General features: G+C 70.5%; 18 protein-coding genes. 6 read left to right on the top strand and 12 right to left on the bottom strand.

What is annotated here, in order from left to right; all coding sequences use genetic code 11:
• Positions 1-55: 55 nt before the first annotated feature.
• The 10 genes from RAB71_RS07655 to RAB71_RS07610 form a co-directional block, all read right to left on the bottom strand.
• Positions 56-1,627 carry an APC family permease gene (locus tag RAB71_RS07655; RefSeq protein WP_010343402.1) on the bottom strand — a complete coding sequence of 524 codons (1,572 nt, stop codon included), beginning with the start codon at positions 1,625-1,627 and terminating at the stop codon, positions 56-58.
• A 513-nt stretch (positions 1,628-2,140) separates the two neighbouring features.
• Positions 2,141-3,970 (bottom strand): DUF885 family protein, encoded by a 1,830-nt coding sequence (locus RAB71_RS07650; protein ID WP_010343403.1) that lies wholly within the window; start codon positions 3,968-3,970, stop codon positions 2,141-2,143.
• Positions 3,967-5,799 carry a DUF885 family protein gene (locus RAB71_RS07645; protein WP_010343404.1) on the bottom strand — a complete coding sequence of 611 codons (1,833 nt, stop codon included), beginning with the start codon at positions 5,797-5,799 and terminating at the stop codon, positions 3,967-3,969. Before RAB71_RS07645 ends, RAB71_RS07650 begins: the two co-directional genes overlap by 4 nt.
• An 82-nt stretch (positions 5,800-5,881) precedes the next feature.
• Complete coding sequence (locus RAB71_RS07640; protein WP_010343405.1) at positions 5,882-7,090, bottom strand: Xaa-Pro peptidase family protein; 1,209 nt, start codon at positions 7,088-7,090, stop codon at positions 5,882-5,884.
• Positions 7,087-8,679 carry an aldehyde dehydrogenase family protein gene (locus RAB71_RS07635; protein WP_010343406.1) on the bottom strand — a complete coding sequence of 531 codons (1,593 nt, stop codon included), beginning with the start codon at positions 8,677-8,679 and terminating at the stop codon, positions 7,087-7,089. The genes RAB71_RS07640 and RAB71_RS07635 overlap by 4 nt, the downstream gene beginning before the upstream one ends.
• A 1-nt stretch (position 8,680) precedes the next feature.
• Positions 8,681-9,586, bottom strand: a complete 906-nt coding sequence (locus RAB71_RS07630) for a dihydrodipicolinate synthase family protein (RefSeq protein WP_010343407.1) — start codon at positions 9,584-9,586, stop codon at positions 8,681-8,683.
• On the bottom strand, positions 9,583-10,953 hold the full coding sequence (locus tag RAB71_RS07625) for an FAD/NAD(P)-binding oxidoreductase (RefSeq protein ID WP_104609480.1): 1,371 nt from the start codon (positions 10,951-10,953) through the stop codon (positions 9,583-9,585). Before RAB71_RS07625 ends, RAB71_RS07630 begins: the two co-directional genes overlap by 4 nt.
• On the bottom strand, positions 10,946-11,194 hold the full coding sequence (locus RAB71_RS07620) for a (2Fe-2S)-binding protein (RefSeq protein WP_010343411.1): 249 nt from the start codon (positions 11,192-11,194) through the stop codon (positions 10,946-10,948). The genes RAB71_RS07625 and RAB71_RS07620 overlap by 8 nt, the downstream gene beginning before the upstream one ends.
• Positions 11,191-12,291 carry an FAD-binding oxidoreductase gene (locus RAB71_RS07615; RefSeq protein WP_010343412.1) on the bottom strand — a complete coding sequence of 367 codons (1,101 nt, stop codon included), beginning with the start codon at positions 12,289-12,291 and terminating at the stop codon, positions 11,191-11,193. Before RAB71_RS07615 ends, RAB71_RS07620 begins: the two co-directional genes overlap by 4 nt.
• Positions 12,288-13,229 (bottom strand): 4-hydroxyproline epimerase, encoded by a 942-nt coding sequence (locus RAB71_RS07610; protein ID WP_010343413.1) that lies wholly within the window; start codon positions 13,227-13,229, stop codon positions 12,288-12,290. Before RAB71_RS07610 ends, RAB71_RS07615 begins: the two co-directional genes overlap by 4 nt.
• A 172-nt stretch (positions 13,230-13,401) precedes the next feature.
• Here RAB71_RS07610 and RAB71_RS07605 point away from each other — a divergent pair, with 172 nt between their 5' ends.
• The 6 genes from RAB71_RS07605 (at position 13,402) to RAB71_RS07580 (ending at position 18,214) form a co-directional block, all read left to right on the top strand.
• Complete coding sequence (locus RAB71_RS07605; protein WP_029562152.1) at positions 13,402-14,109, top strand: AraC family transcriptional regulator; 708 nt, start codon at positions 13,402-13,404, stop codon at positions 14,107-14,109.
• 358 nt (positions 14,110-14,467) lie between these two features.
• Positions 14,468-15,835, top strand: coding sequence for a signal recognition particle-docking protein FtsY (ftsY, locus tag RAB71_RS07600; RefSeq protein ID WP_104609479.1), 1,368 nt, complete (start codon positions 14,468-14,470; stop codon positions 15,833-15,835).
• A gap of 241 nt (positions 15,836-16,076) precedes the next feature.
• Entirely contained in the window at positions 16,077-17,135 is a 1,059-nt protein-coding gene (mutY, locus tag RAB71_RS07595; protein WP_010344223.1) for an A/G-specific adenine glycosylase, read from the top strand.
• Between the two features lie 41 nt (positions 17,136-17,176).
• Positions 17,177-17,455, top strand: a complete 279-nt coding sequence (locus RAB71_RS07590) for an oxidative damage protection protein (protein ID WP_010344222.1) — start codon at positions 17,177-17,179, stop codon at positions 17,453-17,455.
• Between the two features lie 144 nt (positions 17,456-17,599).
• A complete protein-coding gene (locus RAB71_RS07585; RefSeq protein ID WP_010344221.1) occupies positions 17,600-17,806 on the top strand; it encodes a CopG family transcriptional regulator in 207 nt (68 codons plus the stop codon).
• A 42-nt stretch (positions 17,807-17,848) separates the two neighbouring features.
• Positions 17,849-18,214, top strand: a complete 366-nt coding sequence (locus RAB71_RS07580) for a hypothetical protein (protein ID WP_040902301.1) — start codon at positions 17,849-17,851, stop codon at positions 18,212-18,214.
• 27 nt (positions 18,215-18,241) lie between these two features.
• On the opposite strand, the gene RAB71_RS07575 is transcribed toward RAB71_RS07580, so the two are convergent.
• Both RAB71_RS07575 and RAB71_RS07570 read right to left on the bottom strand, forming a co-directional pair.
• Positions 18,242-18,688, bottom strand: a complete 447-nt coding sequence (locus tag RAB71_RS07575; RefSeq protein ID WP_010344219.1) for a DUF6491 family protein — start codon at positions 18,686-18,688, stop codon at positions 18,242-18,244.
• Between the two features lie 119 nt (positions 18,689-18,807).
• Positions 18,808-19,716: a M48 family metallopeptidase gene (locus RAB71_RS07570; RefSeq protein ID WP_010344218.1), complete on the bottom strand. Its 909-nt coding sequence runs from the start codon at positions 19,714-19,716 to the stop codon at positions 18,808-18,810.
• Positions 19,717-19,722: the final 6 nt, after the last annotated feature.

The following is a 19,722-nucleotide window of genomic DNA, read 5'->3' as shown; positions in this document are numbered from 1 at the left end:
ACAACAAAGGGGACAAGCGCCGCTCCTACGCACACGCACACACACACGCGGCCGGCTACTCCCCGTCATCCTCTTCCAGTGCCAGTTCCTCCGGACGCAGGCCGCTGCGCGCGCCCCAGTGGTAGCAGCCCAGCGCGATCGCGGCCACGCACAGCGTGTCCCAGGGATGCGCGATCCAGCCGCTGCCGCCGAAGGTGCCCAGACGCGACACCACCAGCACCAGCGCGAAGAACACGATCAGCCACAGCACGCCGCGCACCTGCCGCCACAGCCGCGCGCGGCCGGCCGCGTTGGGCAGGCGGTACAACACGTACAGGGCGAACATCGCGATCTGCAGGCCGAGCAGCCACGACAGCGTGTTCCAGGTCGACCAGTACACGATCAGGCCTGCGACGATGAACGACAGTGGCCCGAGCACCGCCATGCCGCGCAACCGGAACGGCCGCGGCAGCTCCGGCGCGCTGCGCCGCAAGGCGGCCACGGTCACTGGCGCCACCGCATAGCTCAGCACCAGCGCCGCCGACACCACGTTGATCAGCGCCTCCCACGAGGGGAACGGCAGGGTCCAGAACACCGACAGACCCAGGCTCAGCCACAGCGCCGGGCGCGGGATGCCGGAGGTGGCGTCCACTTTGGTCAGCACCGGCAGGAAACCGCCGCTGCGCGCCCAGCCGTAGACCACCCGCGGCGTGGCGTTCATGTAGATGTTGCCGGTGCCGCTGGGCGAGATCATCGCGTCGCAGATCACCAATGCCGCCAGCCAGCCCATGCCCAGCGCCAGGGCGATGTCGTGATATGGCAGCGAGAACGCCTTGTCGATGCCGCCCCAGCCGTTGGCCAGATGCTGCGCCGGCACCCCGCCGAGGAAGGCGAGCTGCAGCAGCACGTAGATCACCGTGGACAGCGCCACCGACAGGATCAGCGCGATCGGGATATTGCGTTGCGGATCGCGCACCTCGCTGGCCACCGACACGATCGGCGTGAGTCCGAGGTAGGCGAAGATGATGCCGCCCGCGGAGATCGCCGCCTCCACCCCGGCCGCACCGAACGGCGCGAAGCCCTGCACGTGCAGGTTGCGCGCATCGAAATGCGCCATCAGCAGCACGATCACCAGCACCGGCACCAGGAACTTGAACACGCTGACGATGTTGTTGGCGGTGGCGAAGGTCTTGACGCTGTAGTAGTTGAGCAGGAAGAACGCGACCAGCAGCGCCAGTTGCAGCAGCCAGCCGGCGACGCTGGGATGGGTGCTGCCGGCCTGGTTGAGCCAGGGGAACCACGCTGCGGCGTATTGCCGTGCTGCTTCCACTTCGATCGCGATCAGGCTGGAGAAGGCGATCAAAGTGATGAAGCCCATCAGCCAGCCGAGCAGCACACCGTGCGAGTACTCCGGGTAGCGCACCACGCCGCCGGCACGCGGCAGGGCGGCGCCCAGTTCGCAGTACACCAGCCCCAGCAGCAGCACCGCCACGCCGCCGGCGATCCACGAGACGATGCCGGCCGGCCCGGCGATCGCCGAGACGTGGCTGGCCGAGAACAGCCAACCGGAACCGAAGATCGAGCCCAACCCGATGAAGGTCAGATCGGTGAGGCTCAAACGCTTGTGGAACTTGCCTTGTGCGGCCATGGCGTCTCCCGCTGGATTGGTGTCACTGGCGATTCGATGATCTGCGCGTTCCCTACTCTCACCCCAACCCCTCTCCCGGAAGGAGCGGGACTCGGCGTTTCCCTTCTCCCCCGGGAGAAGGTGCCCCGAAGGGACGGATGAGGGTCCGAGCGAAGCCTCATGCAGCTGAAACACCGCACGCGCTTCGCGCCCCGACCCTCACCCCAACCCCTCTCCCGGAGGGAGAGGGGCTTAGCACTCCCTTCTCCCTCCGGGAGAAGGTGCCCCGAAGGGGCGGATGAGGGTCCGGGCGAAGCCTCATGCAGCTGAAACACCGCATGCGCTTCGCGCCCCCACCCTCACCCCAACCCCTCTCCCGGTGGGAGAGGGGCTTTTACGTCCCCTTCTCCCTCCGGGAGAAGGTGCCCCGCAGGGGCGGATGAGGGTCCGGGCGAAGCCTCATGCAGCTGAAACACCGCATGCGCTTCGCGCCCCGACCCTCACCCCAACCCCTCTCCCGGTGGGAGAGGGGCTTTACTTCGCCGCCTCCTTCGACCAAGGCGATTTCCCACCCTCGGCAATGAACCGGTCGATGCGCTGCTCCAGCACCGGCAGCGGCACCGAACCGGTTTCCAGCACCGCGTCATGGAACGCGCGGATGTCGAACTTCTCGCCCAGCGCCTGCTCCGCCTTGCGCCGCAGCTCGAGGATCTTCAACTCACCCAGGTAGTACGACAGCGCCTGTCCGGGCCAGGCGATGTAGCGGTCGACCTCGGTGGTTACCTCGTGCTCGCTGAGCGCGGTGTTGTCGCGCAGGAACGCCTGCGCCTGTTCCCGCGTCCAGCCGTCGTGGTGGATGCCGGTATCGATCACCAGCCGGCACGCACGCCACATCTGGTAGGTCAGGTAGCCGAAGCGGTCGTACGGGGTGTCGTATATCCCCATCTCCTGCCCCAGGTATTCCGAGTACACCGCCCAGCCCTCGCCATAGGCGGAAATGAAGGTGTAGCGGCGGAAATCCGGCAGGTTGTCCTGCTCGGCCGCCAACGGCATCTGCAGCGCATGGCCAGGCGAGGACTCGTGCAGGGTCAGCGCAGCGAGGTTGTACAGCGGCCGCGACGGCAGGTCGTAGGTGTTGACCAGGTAGATGCCGGGGCCACCGCGCCCGCCCGTATAGAACGGCGCCAGGTCCGCGGGCACCGGCTCGATCGCGAAGCGCTGCCGCGGCAGCCGGCCGATGTAGTCGCCGATCTTGCCGTCCACGCGCTTGGCGATCCACGCCGCGTCCTTGAGCAGTTCCTCCGGGGTCTTGGCGTAGAACTTGGGATCGGTGCGCAGGTAGTGCAGGAACGCCGGGAAGGTCTGCTGGCCGGGCGGGGTCTTGAAGCCGCTGTCGACGATCGCCTGGTCCATCTCCTTGCGCAGCCGCGCCACTTCCTCCAGCCCCACCGCGTGGATCTGCTCGGGGCTGAGATCGAGCGTGGTGTATTCGCGGATCTGCGCGCGGTAGTACGCCGCGCCGTCGGGCATCGATTCGGCGGCCAGCGCCGGGCGTGCCTTGGGCAGGTATTCCTCGCGCATGAAACGCAGCAGCTTGGCGTAGGCCGGTACCACCTGCTGGGCGATCGCCGTGCGCGCCTGCGCGCGCAACTGCGCCTGCAACGGCGCCGGGATCGTCGCCGGCATCTGCTTGAACGGGGTGTAGAACAGATTGGTCTCGCCCGCCGCCTGCGCGACCTCAGCGATCGACTGGTCGCGGCCCTGCAGGATCACGCTGGGCTGGGCGAAACCGCGCGCCAGGCCGGCGCGCATGTTGGCGATCTGCTCGTCGAAGTAGCGCGGGATGTCGGCAAGCTGCCCGAGGTAGCGCTGGTAGTCCTCGCGGTTGCGCAGGGTGGCGCGCGCAGTGAATCCCAGGTCGCTCCAGAACGCGGAATCGCTGTTGAACGGCATTTCCCAGACGCGGAAACGCTGCTGGTCGAGCAGCACCTGCAACTGCTGGCGATAGACCTGGTAGTTCACCTGGTCCTGCGCCGCCAGCTGTGTCGGGTCGATCGCGTCCAGGTCGCGCAGCACCTGCTGCCAGTACGCGGTGCGCTGCGCCTGGGTGGCCGGATCGACCTTGGGCAGGTGATCGGCTGCCTGCCCTTGCGCGTCTTCGTCGTCGGCGCCGGCGAATTGCTCCTGGCGCCATTTCCACTCGCGTTGGTACAGCGCCTTGAAGCGCGCACCGGCATCGTCGGCAGGCGCGGCGGCCGCTGGCGCCGCGCTCTTTGCCGGCGCGGCATGGGCGGCCCCCTGCCAGGCCAGGGTGCAGGCGATAGCCAGGGCCAGCGCGGTGCGCAGTCGGGAATGAGCGGTCATCGCGAAGTCTCCGGAGTGGCGGGAGCGCCGGTCTGGACCTGGGCGATCCAGGCATCGATGCGCGCGTCCAGCAGGTCCAGCGGCATCGCGCCGCCGCCGAGGATGGCATCGTGAAAGGCGCGGATGTCGAAACGATCGCCCAGCGCGCGCTTGGCCTTCTCGCGCAGCGCCAGGATGTCCAGCTCGCCGAGCTTGTAGCCCAGCGCCTGGCCCGGCCAGACGATGTAGCGATCGGTCTCGGCCTGGATGCTGGGTTCGTCGTCGGACGGATGCGCGTGGAAAAAGTCGATCATCTGCTGGCGCGTCCAGCGCTTGTAGTGGACGCCGGTATCCAGCACCAGCCGGTTGGCGCGCAGCAGTTCGCCGGCCAGGCGGCCGTAATCGCTGTACGGATCGCGGTAGAAGCCCACCTCCTTGCCCAGCCGCTCGGCGTACAGCGCCCAGCCTTCCACATAGGCGTTGTAGCTGGATTGCTGGCGGAACGGCGGCAGCGGCAGGGTCTGCGCCAGCGAGATCTGCAGGTGATGACCGGGCACGCCCTCGTGGTAGGCGGTGGCTTCGATGTTGACCAGGGTACGGTGCGCGTAATCGCTGGTGTTGACCATCACCAGCCCCGGCTTGCTGCCCTGCGCATCGCTCTGCCAGTACTCGGCACCAGGCGCGGTGGCGCGGAACGCGGGCATCGCGCGCACCTCCAGCGGCGTCTTTGGCAAGGTGCCGAACAGCTTGGGCAACTGCGGCTGCATCTGCGCGATGTCGTCCCGGTAGCGCTGCAGGATCTGCTCGGACGAACTGGCGAAGAACTTGCGGTCATGGGCCACCGCCTGACGCAACGCCGGCAGGTCGGCGTAGCCGAGCTGCTTGGCGATCACGCCCATCTCGCCCTCGATGCGCGCAACCTCGGCAAGGCCGGTCTGGTGGATCTGCTCGGGCGACTGATCGGTGGTGGTCTGGGTGTGGATCGCGTAGCGGTAGCGGCGCTCGCCATCGGGCAGCGACCACAGGCCTTCGTGGACGCGGCCCTGCGGCGCATATTCGTTGGCGACGAAATCGGCGAGCTTGCGATAGGCCGGCCGCACCTGCTGGTCGATCGCCGCGATCATCGCCGCGCGCAGCCGCGGCCGCTCGGCCTCCGGCACTGCCGCGGGGAACTGCTGCAGCGGAAGCGCGAACGGACTGTCGGCACCGGCCGGTGCGGCGATCTCGCGCACCTGCGCGGGAATACGCTCTAGCAGGTATTTCGGCTGCACCAACCCGTCCCTGGCGCCGGCGCGCGACAGCGCCACCACCTGGTCGAGCAGCGCCGGGATCGCCTGCAGGCGCTTGATGTAGTCCTCGTAGTCCTTGACGCTGGCGAACGGAAACGCCTGCGCATAGCCCGGCAGCGCCACCTGGATGCCGCCGACCGGCTCCAGCGGCATCTCGTCGTTCTTCAGCGCGATTGCCTCCAGCCGGTCGCGCAACTGCCGCTGCATCATCTGCAGGCTCAACTGCTCCTGCGCCGACAGCGCCTTGGCATCGACCGCATCGAAGCGCGCCAGGAACCCGACGGTCGCCTGGCGTTCGGCTTCCAACGCGGCCGGCGCATAGTCGGTCCAACGGTCGTTGTAGCGGCTGTCGCCGATGATGCTGGCGAACTCGGGATGGTGTTCGAGCTGGTACTGCCACTGCGCATCGAGCAGCGCGGCGAAGGCCTGCGATGGCGAGGTGGACGCCTTGTCCGGCGCCGTTGCCGCCGGCGTGGAAGGCGCCGACGGTGTCGACGGCTGACAGGCGCTCAGCAGGGCCAGCGCCAGGATGCTGGCGACGGGCAGACGCATGTGCTTCATCGTGGAACTCCGCAGGGCGACATGCACCCGTGACACACCGCGGCGGCCGCCGCGCAAACGTGGCAGGCGGCCGCCCTGCGCATCAGGCGAACGGCCGGTCGATCGCCGGCGACGGCGGCGTGAACCACTGCGCGCCGTCCTCGGTGACGTAGAAATGATCCTCCAGGCGCACGCCGAACTCGCCTGGCACCACGATCATCGGCTCGTTGCTGCAGCACATGCCCGGGGCTAGCGCCAGCGCATTGCCGCGCACCAGGTACGGCGCCTCGTGGATGCTCATGCCGCAGCCGTGGCCGGTGCGATGCGGCAGTCCCGGCAACTGGTAGTCCGGGCCGAGCCCGGCGCGCTGCAGCACCTTGCGCGCGGCCTCGTCCACTACGGCGCAGGCCACGCCCGGCCGCACCGCGGCGAAGGCCGCCGCCTGCGCATCGTGTTCCAGCTGCCAGATGCGTCGCTGCTTCTCGCTGGGCTCGCCGAAGATGTAGGTGCGGGTGATGTCGGAGTGGTAGCCCTGCACCGTGCAGCCGGTGTCGATCAGCACCAGCTCGCCCGGGCGCAGCGCCTGCACGCCGGGAATGCCGTGCGGATACGCGGTGGCGTGGCCGAACTGCACGATGCAGAAGGTCGAGCCGTTGTCGGCGCCGAGCGCGCGGTGCGCCTGGTCGATGAAGCGGGTCAGTTCCGCGGTGGTGATGCCCTCGCGGATCAGCCCGGCGGCCAGCCGCTGCACCTGCAGGGTCATGTCGCAGGCCTGCTGCATCAGCGCCAGTTCCGCCGGCGACTTGCGCATGCGGCAGCCGTCGACGATCGCCGCCGCATCGCGGATCGCGATCCTGCCCAGCACCGCCGTCAGCCCGGTGTGCACCGCGAAGGCCACGCCCGGGTCCAGCGCCAGGCTCTGCGCGTCCAGTTCCAGCAAGGCCTCGGCGACCAACGCGTGCGGATCCTCGTGTTCCTGCCACAGGCGCTTGCGCACCGGCACCGACAGCACCGCGTCCAGCGAGCCTTCCTCGAACGCCGGGCAGATCAGCAGCGGATCGCCTTCGGCGGTGAGCAGCATCGCCACCAGGCGCTCGCTGGCGCCCCACGGCACGCCGGTGAAGTAGCGCAACGAAGCGCCGGCACCGATCAGCAACGCGTCGGCGCCGTGCGCGCGCATCAGCGCACGCGCGTTGGCCAGGCGCTGCCGGTACTCCTGCTGCTGGATCGCCGGCGCGCGGTGCGGCCACGGCGACAGTTGTGCGTGCGCCTGCTCCAGGGTCAACCCGCCGATCTGGGCCTGCTCGCTCATGCGCGCGGCTCCACGTCGGCGGTGCTCCAGCTGCCGTCGATCAAGCGCTGCACGCCGCCGGGATTGCGATCGCGCAGCAACGGCGGCAGCAGCGCGTCGGGCACGCCGTCGTAGCTGTGCAGCGCGGCGAAGCGGCGGATCGCCGCGGGCATGCCGACGGCCGTGAAGCCCGGATGGCCGGTGCTCGGATACGGGCCGCCATGGTTCATTGCCGGGCTCACCGCCACGCCGGTCGGCATCTTGTTGCAGATCAGGCGACCGACACGCGGACGCAACGCCGCGGCCAGCGCGGCGAAGGCCATGTCGTCGCTGCCATCGGCGGCGCGATAGAGCGTGCCGGTGAGATTGCCCTCGAAGCTGCGCGCCAGGGCGGTCAATTGCCCCAACCCGCCGCCGCGCACGATCAGACTGACCGGGCCGAACGCCTCGGTCTGCAGCGCCTCCGGCTGCTGCAGGAAGGCCTCGGCCGACACTTGCAGCAGCGTCGGCGCATGCCGATAGCCGGGCCCCTTGTCGGCCTCGCCACCGGCCAGCACCGTGGCGCCGGCATCGCGCAGCATGCCCACGCTGCGCTGCAGATGCTCCAGCACGCCGCGCGAGAACAGCAGCGCCGGCGCGGCCGCAGTGAAATGCGCGGTGGCTGCGGCAACGAAGGCATCGCCGGCCTCCCCCTCGGGCACCACCACGATGCCCGGGTTGGTGCAGAACTGGCCGCTGCCCATGGTGCAGGAGGCGAAGAACTCCTGCGCCAGCGCGGTGCCGCGTTCGGCCAGCGCGCCCGGCAGCAGGAACACCGGATTGACGCTGGACAGTTCGACATAGGCCGGCACGCCAGCGCGGTCGGCGGCGGCCTTCAGCGCCAGCCCGCCGGCACGGCTGCCGGTGAAGCCGATCGCGCCCAGCCGCGGATCGCCGGCCAGCTCCAGGCCCAGCGTGCTGTCGAAGTGGTAGAGCAACTGCACCGTCGCCGCCGGCAGGTCATGCGCCAGCAGCGCCTGGTGCGCGAGCTGCGCCAGGCGCTGGCTGGTGGCCGGATGCGAGGGATGCGCCTTGGCGATGACCGGGTTGCGCGCGGCGATGGCCGAGGCGAAATCGCTGCCGGCCACCGCGTTGAACGCGAACGGGAAATTGTTTGGCCCGAACACCAGCACCGGCTTGTGCAACGGCCCCAGCTGCGCGCGCAGCCCCGCCGCGGTGTCGATCACCGGCTGCGCCCAGCTGTGGCTGCGCACCGCCTGCGCGGCCTGGCGCAGCTGCCCGCTGGCGCGCGGCAGTTCCACCTTGGCCAGGCGCGGCTCCACCGGCAGGCCGGTTTCGGCATGCGCCAGCGCCACCAGCCGCTCGACGTCGGCGTCGATCGCGTCCGCGTACGCATCCAGGAACCCGGCGATGCGTTCCGGTGCGGCCGCGGCCAGCGCATCGGCGCTCAGCGCCGCCGCGCTCAGCGCCGCTTCCAGATCGGCGGCGCCGCTGATCGGGAACGACGGGCCGAACTCGCTTCCGTCGCGCGGATCCTCGGCGCGGAAACTGCCGCGCTCTTCCAGCGAGGCCTGCCAATGGCCGGCCAGCAACAGCGGTTGCGTACTCATCTCAGTGCCCGGGGTGGGTGGCGATGGCGTGGTCGATGACCTTCAGCGCGGCCTCGCGCTCGGCGCCTTCCAGCACCAGCCGCGGCGCGCGCACGCGCTCGCTGCCCAGGCCGACCTTCTGCTGCACCAGCTTGATCAGCTGCACGAACTTGGGCACGGTGTCCAGGCGCAGCAGCGGCAGGAACCAGTCGTACAGCGCCTTGGCCGCCGGATAGCCGCCGTCGCGGGCCAGCTCGAACAGCTTCACCGACTCCTTCGGATACGCGTTGACCAGGCCGGCGATCCAGCCCTTGGCGCCCATGCTCAGACCTTCGACGATCGCATCGTCCATGCCCACCAGCAGCACCAGGCGGTCGCCGAGCAGCTCGCCCAGCGCGGCGAAGCGGCGCACGTCGCCGGAGGATTCCTTCACCGCCTGCAGGTTCGGGAATTCGGCCGCCAGTTCGGCGATCTGCGCCGGGCTGAAGTCGGTCTTGTAGGCGATCGGGTTGTTGTACAGGATCGCCGGCAGGTCGGTGGCGGCGATCACCGCGCGCATGTGCGCGCCCATCTCGCGCCAGTCGGTGGAATACACGTACGGCGGCAGCACCATGATGCCGCCGCAGCCGACCTGCTTGGCCGCCTGCGCCAGGCGCACGGCTTCGTCGGTGGACAGCGCGGCGATGCCCGGCACCACCGGGATGCGGCCGTCGACCGCCTGCACCAGGGTCTTCAGGATCGCCAGCTTGTCGTCGAAGCTCAGCGTGGCCGCTTCGCCCAGCGAGCCCAGCGGCACGATCGCGGTGCAGCCGGCGTCGACCATGAGCTGCGCATGCTTGGCCAGGAACGCGTGGTCGATGCTGCCGTCGGCGTTGAACGGGGTGGTGATGGCCGGCAGCACGCCGTACCAGAAGGAAGCCTTGCTCATGGAAGTACACCTTGTGGAGAGTTGCGAAGGGAGGCCGCGCACGAGGGCGCGGCGGAAGCGGCGTCCGGACCGGGATCCGGACAGGGATGGGCCAGCGCGTCCAGACGCGCCGGGAACAGCGGCGGCCGGCGGCCGTCGTCGGAAAAATCGGCGGCGCGCGCGGCCAGCCCCAGCTCGGTCAGCGCACTGCCGCAAATGCGGCCCTGGCAGGCGCCCATGCCGCAGCGCGAGGCCAGCTTGGCGTCGCGCAGGTCGGCATGGCCCTGCAACGCGGACAGCGGCACGTCCTCGCAGCGGCACACCAGCGTATCCGGCGCGGCCAGCGCATGGATGCGCGGGTCCAGCGCGAACTGCCGCTGCAGCAGTGCGGCAAAGGCGCGCGCGCGGCGCCGCTGCGGTTGCAGCGCCTGCGCATCGGCGTCCTGGCCGGCGGCCAGATGGCCGGCGATGGCACCTTCCACCCGCGCGCAATCGCGCCCGCCGATGCCCAGCGCCTCGCCCGCGGCATACACGCCGTCGACGCTGGTGCGCAGTTGCGCATCCACCGCCACGCACGGATGCGCGCCGCTACGGCCCAGGCGACAGCCCAGCAGTTGCGCCAGTTCCACGTTCGGTACCAGGCCGTAGCCCACCGCCAGTTGATCGCAGGCGAGACGGCGGCGGCCGCGCGGGCCGTCGATCTCCACCTCCTGCACGCGGCCCTCGCCATACGCGGCCAGCACCACGCTGCCGGCGTGGTAGCCGACCCCGGCCAGTTGCGTGCGCAGCGCCAGCGCCTGCAGCGCCTTGTCCGGCCAGCGCAGCGGCAGCTGCGCGGCGAACGCGGCCAGCGCGCGCCACGGCGCCTGTTCGACGATGCCCAGCACCTGCGCGCCGTGGCGATGCAGCGTCGCCGCCGAGGCCAGCAGCAGCGGCCCGCTGCCGGCGACCAGCACGCGCCGCCCGGTCAGCGGCCAGCCCTGCTTGGCCAGCGCCTGGGCGCCGCCGGCGCCGGTCACCCCGGGCAAGGTCCAGCCCGGGAACGGCAACAGCAATTCGCGCGCGCCGGTGGCCAGCACCAGCGCGTCGTAGCCCAGCCAACGCGGGCCATCGGGTCCATCGGTGAGCAGTTGCCGGTCCTGCGCCAGCAGCACCTGGGTCTGCGGCAGAAAGGTCACGGCGCTGGCCGCCAGTTGCGCCAGCGCGCGCGCGGCCAGGCGCGGCGGTGCCTGCGCCACGTCGTGGCGCCAGATCTGCCCGCCGGCACGCGCCTGCAGATCGACCAGGCCGACCCGGCGGCCATGCCCGGCCGCCGCCAGCGCCGCCGCCAGCCCGGCCGGGCCGGCGCCGATCACCAGCACGTCGTAATGGGTGCGCGGCTCAGCCATCGGTCCACACCTGCATGCCGTCGCGCGCCGGGGTGATGCAGGCGCGCAACTGGCCGACGCGGTCGATGCGCACCCGGCACTCGGCGCACACGCCCATGCCGCATAGCGGCGCACGCGGCTGGCCGCTGCGCGAGCGGCGGAAATGCGTGGCGACCTGCGCCACCGCCGCGGCCACGCTGCTGCCGTCGAGCACTTCGACATCGCGGCCGTCGACCTGCAGGCGCAGCATGCGCGCGCTCATGCCAGCGCCCGCGCCGGCGCGTACGGCGCCGGGTCGATGGCCGCAGGCCGCTGCAGCAACTGGTCCAGCAGCAGGCGCGCACTGCCCAGCGCGGTGGTCACGCCCAGGCCCTCGTGGCCGGCCGCGACCCACACGTCGCGCCGCTCCGGCACCGCGCCCAGGTAAGGGCGCCCGTCCGGGGTGGCCGGACGCAGGCCGGTCCACACCCGAATCGCCTGCAGTTGCCGCAAGCCCGGCAGGAACGCGAAGGCGCGCTCCAGCATCCGCTGCAGCATCGGCATCGACACCGCACGGTCGGTCGCATCGAATTCGCGCGAGGAGCCGATCAGGATCTGCCCGGTCGGCCGCGGCTGCACGTTGAACGCCACGCTGCTGCCGTCGCTGCCGTGCGCGCTGTCGGCATAGCCCAGTTCCAGCAATTGATGGGCGACGAAACCCGGGTAGCGGTCGGTGATCACCAGTTGCCCCTTGCGCGCGCGCATCGGCAGCTCCGGCAACAGTTCCGGCACCGCGCAGCCGGTGGCGACCAATACCGGGCCATGCAGCGCGCTGCCGTCGTCCAGGCGCACGCCGGCATCGGCCAGCGCGGTGGCGCGACGCCCGGCGTACAGCTGCGCGCCGGCGGCGCAGGCGCGCTCGACCAGGTAGCGCGCCATCCGCGGCGGATACACCACCGCCTCGGCGGCCACGCGCATGCCGCCGGCCAGGCCCGGCACCAGCGCCGGCTCCAGTTGGTACAAGCGCTGCGCATCGAGCGCTTCGGCGTGCACGCCGGCTGCGGCCAGGCGCTGGATCTTGGCCGGAATCGCCTCCAGTTCGCGCGCCTCGCGCGCCACCCACAGCGTGCCGCAACGGCTGAACTCCGCCTCCGGCAGCGGCGCGAATTCTTCCCACAGGCGCAGCGAGTACGCCGACAGCGCCAGTTCCGCAGGATCGTCGTCCATCGCCACCAGATGCCCCATCGCCGCGGCGGTGGAACCGCCGCCGATGCTGCCCGACTCGACGATCGCCACGCGCAGGCCGGCGGCCGCCGCTGCATCGGCGCAGGCCGCGCCGACGATGCCGGCGCCGACGACGATCAGGTCGAAACCGCTCATGCGGCGCCGATGCCCCAGGCGAACGGGTCCTGCGGATCGATCAGCAACTGCGCGCGCGCAGTGATGTAGGCCTGCCCGGTGATGCGCGGCAGTACCCCACGCGATCCGGCCGTGTAGCTGCCCTCGAACACGCTGCCGAGGATGCCCTGCTGCCGCCACACCTGGCCCGGCGCCAGCTTGCCGTCGGCGGCCAGGCACGCCAGCTTGGCGCTGGTGCCGGTGCCGCAGGGCGACCGGTCGTAGGCCAGGCCTGGGCACAGCACGAAGTTGCGCGCATCGGCGCTGGCGTCCGGCGCCGGCCCGTTGATCTCGATGTGATCGATCTCGCCGCCGTCGGCGCCGCGGATGCCCGCCGCCTCCAGCGCAAGCCGCACCGCCTCGGTGTAGGCGGTCAGCGCGCGCTGGTGGCGCAGCTCCAGCGCACACGGCGTCTGTTCGGTGATGAAGAACCAGTTGCCGCCCCAGGCCACGTCGCCACGCACGCGCCCGTACTCGGGCACCTGCACTTCGACGCCGGTGGCATGGCGGTAGCTCTCGACGTTGTCGACCGAGACGCGGCCGTCGGCGTGCAGTTCCACGCCGACCGTGCCCACCGGCGTCTCGATGCGGTGCGTGCCCGCGCTCAGCCGGCCCAGCTCGGCCAGCGTGCGTACCAGGCCGATGGTGCCGTGGCCGCACATGCCCAGGTAGCCGACGTTGTTGAAGAAGATCACCGCCGCGCACGCATCGGCGGCCACCGGCGGCAGCAGCAGCGCGCCGACCATGGTGTCCGAGCCGCGCGGCTCGCAGGCGATGGCGCTGCGCCAGGCGTCGAAGCGCGTGCGGAACAGCTCCCGGCGCTCGGCCAGGGAACCGGTTCCCAGATCGGGGAAGCCGGAGACGACGACACGGGTCGGTTCGCCGGCGCTGTGCGAGTCGATGACATCGAGTGTATGCATGGAGCCATGCTCACATTCGGCACCGCCGCCGGCTAGCAGCGTTTGCCTGTCGCCAATGCGGAAGTTCGCACAACCCGGCGACGCCCGCCGGTGCCGACTTAGGCTAGCATCGGCATTCGGGGGACGCGCGGCGGCGCGCCCGCACCGCCGCCCACTTCCGCAGGTGAACGCCATGGACACTCTGATTTCGGCACTGGAACTGCAGACGCTGTTCGACGCCCTGCCGGACGTGGTGTTCTTCGTGAAGGACCGCGACGGCCGCTACACCCACGTCAACCTGACCCTGGTGCGGCGACTGGGCAAGAAATACCGCGCCGATCTGATCGGCAAGTCGGCCGCGGACGTGTTCCCGCTGCCGCTGGGCGGCAGCTACCTGATGCAGGACCGGCGCGTGCTGTGCGGCGAGGTGATCGAGAACCAGTTGGAAGTGCACCTGTTCCCGAACCGCACCCCCGGCTGGTGCCTGACCTTCAAGCGCCCGCTATGCGAGGGCGAGGACGTGATCGGCGTGGTCGGCATCTCCCGCGACCTGGGCCAGCCGGACAGCCGCCATTCCGCCTACGAGCGCATCAGCCGCGCCATGGAACACATGCAGGCGCACTACGGCGACAACCTGCGCGTGCAGACCCTGGCCGACCTGGCCGAACTGTCGGTGGCGCAACTGGAGCGGCACTTCCGCCGCGTGTTCCAGCTGACCCCGCAGCAACTGCTGACCAAGATGCGCATCGAAGCGGCGATGCGCCTGCTGCACGGCGACGACAGCATCGCCAGCATCGGCCAGCTGTGCGGCTTCGCCGACCAGAGCGCCTTCGCCCGCCAGTTCAAGGCCACCGTCGGCATGACCCCGCGCGACTATCGGTCCATGAAGGGCAAGCTGTGAAGAGCTGGGAATGGGGAATGGGGATTGGGGAATCGTTTTTTGCTGAATGCGGGCGTTGAGATCGCGGCGCTACGAATGCAGAGCCCCTCTCCCCCCGGGAGAGGGGTTGGGGTGAGGGTCCGGCGCAGCCGATCGCATCGAAATGCCATGAAACTTCCGCACCTACGCTGTGACCTTGCCGCACCAGAGATGCCCGGTCGCAGCTGATCCGGTGATGGGGCAAGCGCCGCGCCAATGCACGCGCACACGTTCACGGCGCACAAAATCCCACCCCGCCAACCACCCCAGCCAGCCCCGCTGCACCGGCCGCTCAGGTCGCAAGTGGTAGCATTCTTTGTTTCCGGTCCACGCGTCATCCATGGTCAGCCTATTCCGCCGCAACAAGCCCCAGGACAACGCCGGCGAGAGCCGCACCCAGCGCTACAGCATCGAGGAACTGGCCGCCGCCTTCCCCAAGCCGGCAAGCGCCGAGCCCGCTGCGCCTGCGCCGTCGGCGCCGCCTGCCGCTGAGGCAGCGCCCGCCGCTCCCGCACCCGCCGCCACACCGCAGCCGGCGTCCGCGCCGGTCGCCGAACATCCCGTGCAGGCGTCGGCCCCGGTCGCGGTCCCGCAGCCGCAACCGACGCCGCTTCCGCCCGCAGCGCCCACGCCGCCGCCGCAGGCCTATGTGCCGGCGCCGGCCGCCGCACCGGCACCGAGCGTGCCGACGCCAACGCCCGCCCCCGCGGCTCCAGCACCGGCCACCGCGTCCGTACCCGCCGCCGACGCCGACCTGGTCCGCAGCGACGCGCTGCCTGCCGCGCCGGCCGGCAAGCCCGGTTGGCGCGAACGGCTGCGCAACAGCAGCTTCGCGCGCAGCGTCGGCAGCCTGTTCTCGCGCAATCCCAAGCTCGACGATGACCTGCTCGACGAGATCGAGACCGCGCTGATCACCGCCGACGTCGGCATCCCCGCCACCACCGCGCTGATCGAGAGCCTGCGCAAGCGCATGAAGGCGCGCGAGTTCGCCGATGCCAGGGCGCTGCAGCAGGCGCTGCGCGCCGACCTGCTGGCGATCCTGCAGCCGGTGGCCAGGCCGCTGCAGATCGACCGCAATGCCAAGCCGTTCGTGGTGCTGACCGTCGGCGTCAACGGCGTCGGCAAGACCACCACCATCGGCAAGCTGGCCAAGCGCTTCAAGGACGAAGGCCACAGCCTGATGCTGGCCGCCGGCGACACCTTCCGCGCCGCCGCGGTGGCGCAGCTGCAGGCCTGGGGCGAGCGCAACGGCGTCACCGTGATCGCGCAGGGCCAGAACGCCGACGCCGCCTCGGTGGCCTTCGATGCGCTGCAGGCCGGCAAGGCGCGCGGCACCGAAGTGCTGATCGCCGATACCGCCGGCCGCCTGCACACCCAGACCGGGCTGATGAACGAACTGGGCAAGATCCGCCGCGTGCTCGGCAAGCTCGACGCCAGCGCCCCGCACGAGGTGCTGATGGTCATCGACGGCACCACCGGCCAGAACGCGCTCTCGCAACTGCGCCAGTTCCATGCCGCAGTCGGCGTCACCGGCCTGGTGGTGACCAAGCTCGACGGCACCGCCAAGGGCGGCGTGGTGTTCGCCCTGGCCCGCGAGTTCGGCATCCCGATCCGCTTCGCCGGCATCGGCGAGCGCCCCGAAGACCTGCGCGTATTCGACGCCGAGGCCTTCGTCGACGCGTTGCTGCCCGACGCCCTGGGCGCCTGAGATTGAAGCCCCTCTCCCTCTGGGGCGACAGGGCACGGCTTGCGCGCCACTGGCGCGCGTGCCCTGGAGCGCCCGCGCCGCAAGCGCGGGCCGGGGCGCGGAGCGGGGGTTGGGGTGAGGGTACGGCGAAGCCCGCCATGCCGGCATGCGCACTACCCAAACCGCACCAGGCTTCGCCCGTACCCTCATCCGCCCCTTCGGGGCACCTTCTCCCGAAGGGAGAAGGAACTCAGATGCCAGCATGCGCCAGCCCGACACCTTCCCCACCCGCCTGCTCGCCTGGTTCGACCGCCACGGGCGCCATGACCTGCCCTGGCAGCATCCGCGCAGCCCGTATCGGGTGTGGCTGTCGGAGATCATGCTGCAGCAGACCCAGGTGGCGGTGGTCATCCCCTACTTCCTGCGCTTCCTGCAGCACTTCCCGACCCTCCCCGACCTGGCCGCCGCCGACAACGACGCAGTGATGGCGCAATGGGCCGGGCTGGGCTACTACGCCCGTGCGCGCAACCTGCATGCCGCCGCCAAGCGCTGCGTGGAACTGCACGATGGCGACCTGCCGCGCGATTTCGAGGCCCTGCACGCGCTGCCCGGCATCGGCCGCAGCACCGCCGGCGCGATCCTCAGCCAGGCCTGGAACGACCGCTTCCCGATCCTCGACGGCAACGTCAAGCGCGTGCTGACCCGCTACCACGGCATCGCCGGCTACCCCGGCCTGCCAGCGGTGGAAAAGCCGCTGTGGGCGCTCGCGCACGACCACGTGGCCGCCGTGCCGGACGGACGCATGGCCGACTACACGCAGGCGCAGATGGATTTCGGCGCCACCCTGTGCACCCGCGCCAACCCGGCCTGCGTGCTGTGCCCGTTGCAGGACGACTGCGTGGCGCGCCGCGACGGCCTGGTCGAGGCGCTGCCCACGCCCAAGCCGGGCAAGACCCTGCCCGAGCGCGAGGCGCTGGCGCTGCTGCTGGAGAACGCTGCCGGCGAACTGCTGCTGCAGCGGCGTCCGCCGACCGGCATCTGGGCCTCGCTGTGGACCCTGCCGCAGGCCGAGACCGACAGCGAACTGCGCGCCTGGTACGCGCGCTGGATGCGCGGGCGCGCCTACGACGACGCCGAAGCACTGCCGCTGATCGTTCACACCTTCAGCCATTACCGCCTGCACCTGCAGCCGCTGCGCCTGCGCAAGGTCGCCATGGGCGATGCCCTGGGCGACAATGCCGACCTGCGCTGGGTGGCGCGCGCCGACCTGTCGGCGCTGGGGCTGCCCGCACCGATCCGCAAACTGCTCGACGGCCTCTAGCGCGCCAGCGCGCGCCGCCGCACGCACCGCCAGGAATTGCCATGTCCCGCACCGTCTTCTGCCAGTACCAGCAACGCGACGCCGAAGGGCTCGACTACGTGCCGTATCCCGGCGAGCTCGGCAAGCGCGTGTTCGCGCATATCGGCAAGGCCGGCTGGCAGGCCTGGCTGGCGCACCAGACCATGCTGATCAACGAGAACCGGCTGTCGCCGCGCGACCCCAAGCATCGCGCGTTCCTGGAAACGGAACTGGAGAAGTTCCTGTTCCAGGGCGGCGCCGACAAGCCCGACGGCTACGTGGCGCCCGACCCGCAGGGCTGAACGAGCGTCGCGCGCCAGGCCCGACGCAGGGACCGGTCGCCAGGCCGGCGCCCCCGCTCCCCGTTCATGCCGCATATGGTTGAAATACGGCATTTCGCCACCTACGATGGTCGGGACACCCCGTCATCGGCGTGCGGAACGACCATGAGCGACTTCAAGAAAATCACCGTCAACCTGCCGACCGAGCAGGTCGAGTTCCTGCAGCAACTCGCGACCAAGGAAAAAGTCTCCGTGGTGGACGTGCTGCGCCGGGCGATCAACGCGGAGAAGTTCTTCGCCGACAACGAGGCGGCCAACCGCAAAATCCTGATCGAGGACGGCAGCCGGATCCGGGAAGTCATCCGCAGATAGGCCCAACGCGACAATCGCTGACGTCGCACAAGGAAGCGCACCATGTCAGACCCGCAACGCCAGGACGCGGCAGCGCAAGACCGTATTTCCGCACAGGCAGTCCCGGCCATGCCGGAGGCCAGCAGCGACACGCTGGACCTGACCGATCCCGACGCAGGCGACACCGCGGTCGTCGCGCCGCGACTGGGCAACGACTACGATCCGCGCCCGCACGAGGACCAAGCCAGGCGCCACATCGCCTACCTGCTGATCGGCCTGCTGTGGATCGTGGTCGCTGGCCTGCTGATCCTGATCGCCTGGGGCGGCATCCGGGTGCAGGACATCAAGGACTTCGCCGTGCTGCTCGGCCCGGTGGTCACCCTGGTCTCGGCCGCCACCGGCTTCTACTACGGCACCAAGTCGAAATAGGACCAGGCCGGCGCAGCCGCGCCCGGCTCATCCACCGGCCCGCTCCTGCACCTTGGCCTCGCGCAGTTCCTTCTCCGAGGTGCGCAGCGCCTTGACGTCGAGCGGGCGGATGCTGTCGATGCGGCACGGCAGGCGGATCGCGCCGGGCCCGCCGCCGAGCACCAGCACGTCGTCGAACTTCGCCGAGACCTGGCTGCCGAAATGGGTGATGGCGATGCTGGGCGCGAAATCCAGGTCCTGGCAGGGGCCGGCGAATTCCAGCAGATAGGCCTGGTTCGGCCGCGTCCACACCGCCAGTGCGCTGTCGCCGAGCGCGGTCCAGCCGCTGAGCCGGTTGAAGTACTGGAAGTCGCGCACCGGCGCACCGGCGTGGGCGCGGTACAGGGTCAGGCGTTCGTCGTCGCTGAGGCGATTGGTGGCGCAGCCGGCCAGCATGGCCGTGGCGAGGAGAGAGGACAGCAGCAGGCGTTTCATGACAGCGCTCCTGATGGTGTGGAGCGCATCATGCGCCCGCTGCCGTGCACGCGAACACACGCGCACGCACGGCGTTCAGCGCCAAGGCAGCCAGCGCCGCGCAGTGACGGCGCGCACCGTCACTGCGCGGCACCGCGCGCCGATTCGCAGAAGCGCTGCCGGTACTCCAGCGCCTTGGGCATCAGCGCCTGCAGGTTCTGGATGCGGGTGCCCGGATTGGGGTGGGTGGAGGCGAACTCCGGCGGGGCCTGGCCGCCGCTGCTTTCGCTCATCCGCTGCCACAGCGGCACCGCTGCGCGCGGGTCGAAACAGGCCGCCGCGGCCAGCATCAGCCCTACTTCATCGGCCTGGGTCTCATGGCTACGCGCGTACGGCAGCAGGTAGCCGTAGCCCATCGCCGCCATCGCCATCTGCTGCTGTTGCGGGTCCAGGCCGCCGGCGGCGCCGGCCATCTGCCCGATCTGGGTCAGCTTCTGCTGGGCCATGCGCTGCGCGCCATGCCGCAGCAGCGCATGCGCGATCTCGTGGCCCATCACCACCGCCATCGCATCGGCATTGCCGGCGACCGGGAACAGGCCGGTATAGACCGCCATCTTGCCGCCGGGCAGGCAGAACGCGTTGGCCTGCTCGGACTCGATCACGTTGACGTCCCAATCGAAGCCGCGCGCGTAATGCTTGGCCTGCATGCCGTGCTCGGCCGCCAGTGCGTCCTCGACCACGTCGACCTTGGCGATCAGCCGCTGCGCGATCGCGCGCACTTGCTGCGCCTGCGGCGCCTGCGGGTCCAGCGGCCGTTCCTGCGCCAGGATCTCCTGATAGGCCTGCAGGCCGAGTGCTTTCTCGTCCTCCACGTTCAACGAGCGGTCGATCAGCACCTGCTCGCCGGTATACGGATCCTCGCTGCGGTTGGAGAACCAGTAGTACCCGGCATAGACCGCAAAGCCCAGCAGCACCAGCCAGCGCACCCCACCCAGCGGCCCACGGCGGCCGCCCGGTTCGCCGCCCTGGCGGCCGAAGACGTCATTCATCCCACT

This window comes from Xanthomonas sacchari (assembly GCF_040529065.1).
GTDB lineage: Bacteria > Pseudomonadota > Gammaproteobacteria > Xanthomonadales > Xanthomonadaceae > Xanthomonas_A > Xanthomonas_A sacchari.
This window is presented reverse-complemented; position numbering and strand designations above follow the sequence as displayed.

Excerpts from the sequence above, each read along its gene's own strand:
- RAB71_RS07630 (WP_010343407.1), bottom strand. The coding sequence starts at position 9,586 with ATGAGCAAGGCTTCCTTCTGGTACGGCGTGCTGCCGGCCATCACCACC.
- RAB71_RS07590 (WP_010344222.1), top strand. The coding sequence starts at position 17,177 with ATGTCCCGCACCGTCTTCTGCCAGTACCAGCAACGCGACGCCGAAGGG.
- RAB71_RS07575 (WP_010344219.1), bottom strand. The coding sequence starts at position 18,688 with ATGAAACGCCTGCTGCTGTCCTCTCTCCTCGCCACGGCCATGCTGGCC.
- RAB71_RS07610 (WP_010343413.1), bottom strand. The coding sequence starts at position 13,229 with ATGCATACACTCGATGTCATCGACTCGCACAGCGCCGGCGAACCGACC.
- RAB71_RS07585 (WP_010344221.1), top strand. The coding sequence starts at position 17,600 with ATGAGCGACTTCAAGAAAATCACCGTCAACCTGCCGACCGAGCAGGTC.
- mutY (WP_010344223.1), top strand. The coding sequence starts at position 16,077 with ATGCGCCAGCCCGACACCTTCCCCACCCGCCTGCTCGCCTGGTTCGAC.
- RAB71_RS07570 (WP_010344218.1), bottom strand. The coding sequence starts at position 19,716 with ATGAATGACGTCTTCGGCCGCCAGGGCGGCGAACCGGGCGGCCGCCGT.
- RAB71_RS07625 (WP_104609480.1), bottom strand. The coding sequence starts at position 10,953 with ATGGCTGAGCCGCGCACCCATTACGACGTGCTGGTGATCGGCGCCGGC.
- RAB71_RS07620 (WP_010343411.1), bottom strand. The coding sequence starts at position 11,194 with ATGAGCGCGCGCATGCTGCGCCTGCAGGTCGACGGCCGCGATGTCGAA.
- RAB71_RS07615 (WP_010343412.1), bottom strand. The coding sequence starts at position 12,291 with ATGAGCGGTTTCGACCTGATCGTCGTCGGCGCCGGCATCGTCGGCGCG.
- RAB71_RS07650 (WP_010343403.1), bottom strand. The coding sequence starts at position 3,970 with ATGACCGCTCATTCCCGACTGCGCACCGCGCTGGCCCTGGCTATCGCC.
- RAB71_RS07605 (WP_029562152.1), top strand. The coding sequence starts at position 13,402 with ATGGACACTCTGATTTCGGCACTGGAACTGCAGACGCTGTTCGACGCC.
- RAB71_RS07580 (WP_040902301.1), top strand. The coding sequence starts at position 17,849 with ATGTCAGACCCGCAACGCCAGGACGCGGCAGCGCAAGACCGTATTTCC.
- RAB71_RS07640 (WP_010343405.1), bottom strand. The coding sequence starts at position 7,090 with ATGAGCGAGCAGGCCCAGATCGGCGGGTTGACCCTGGAGCAGGCGCAC.
- ftsY (WP_104609479.1), top strand. The coding sequence starts at position 14,468 with ATGGTCAGCCTATTCCGCCGCAACAAGCCCCAGGACAACGCCGGCGAG.
- RAB71_RS07645 (WP_010343404.1), bottom strand. The coding sequence starts at position 5,799 with ATGAAGCACATGCGTCTGCCCGTCGCCAGCATCCTGGCGCTGGCCCTG.
- RAB71_RS07655 (WP_010343402.1), bottom strand. The coding sequence starts at position 1,627 with ATGGCCGCACAAGGCAAGTTCCACAAGCGTTTGAGCCTCACCGATCTG.
- RAB71_RS07635 (WP_010343406.1), bottom strand. The coding sequence starts at position 8,679 with ATGAGTACGCAACCGCTGTTGCTGGCCGGCCATTGGCAGGCCTCGCTG.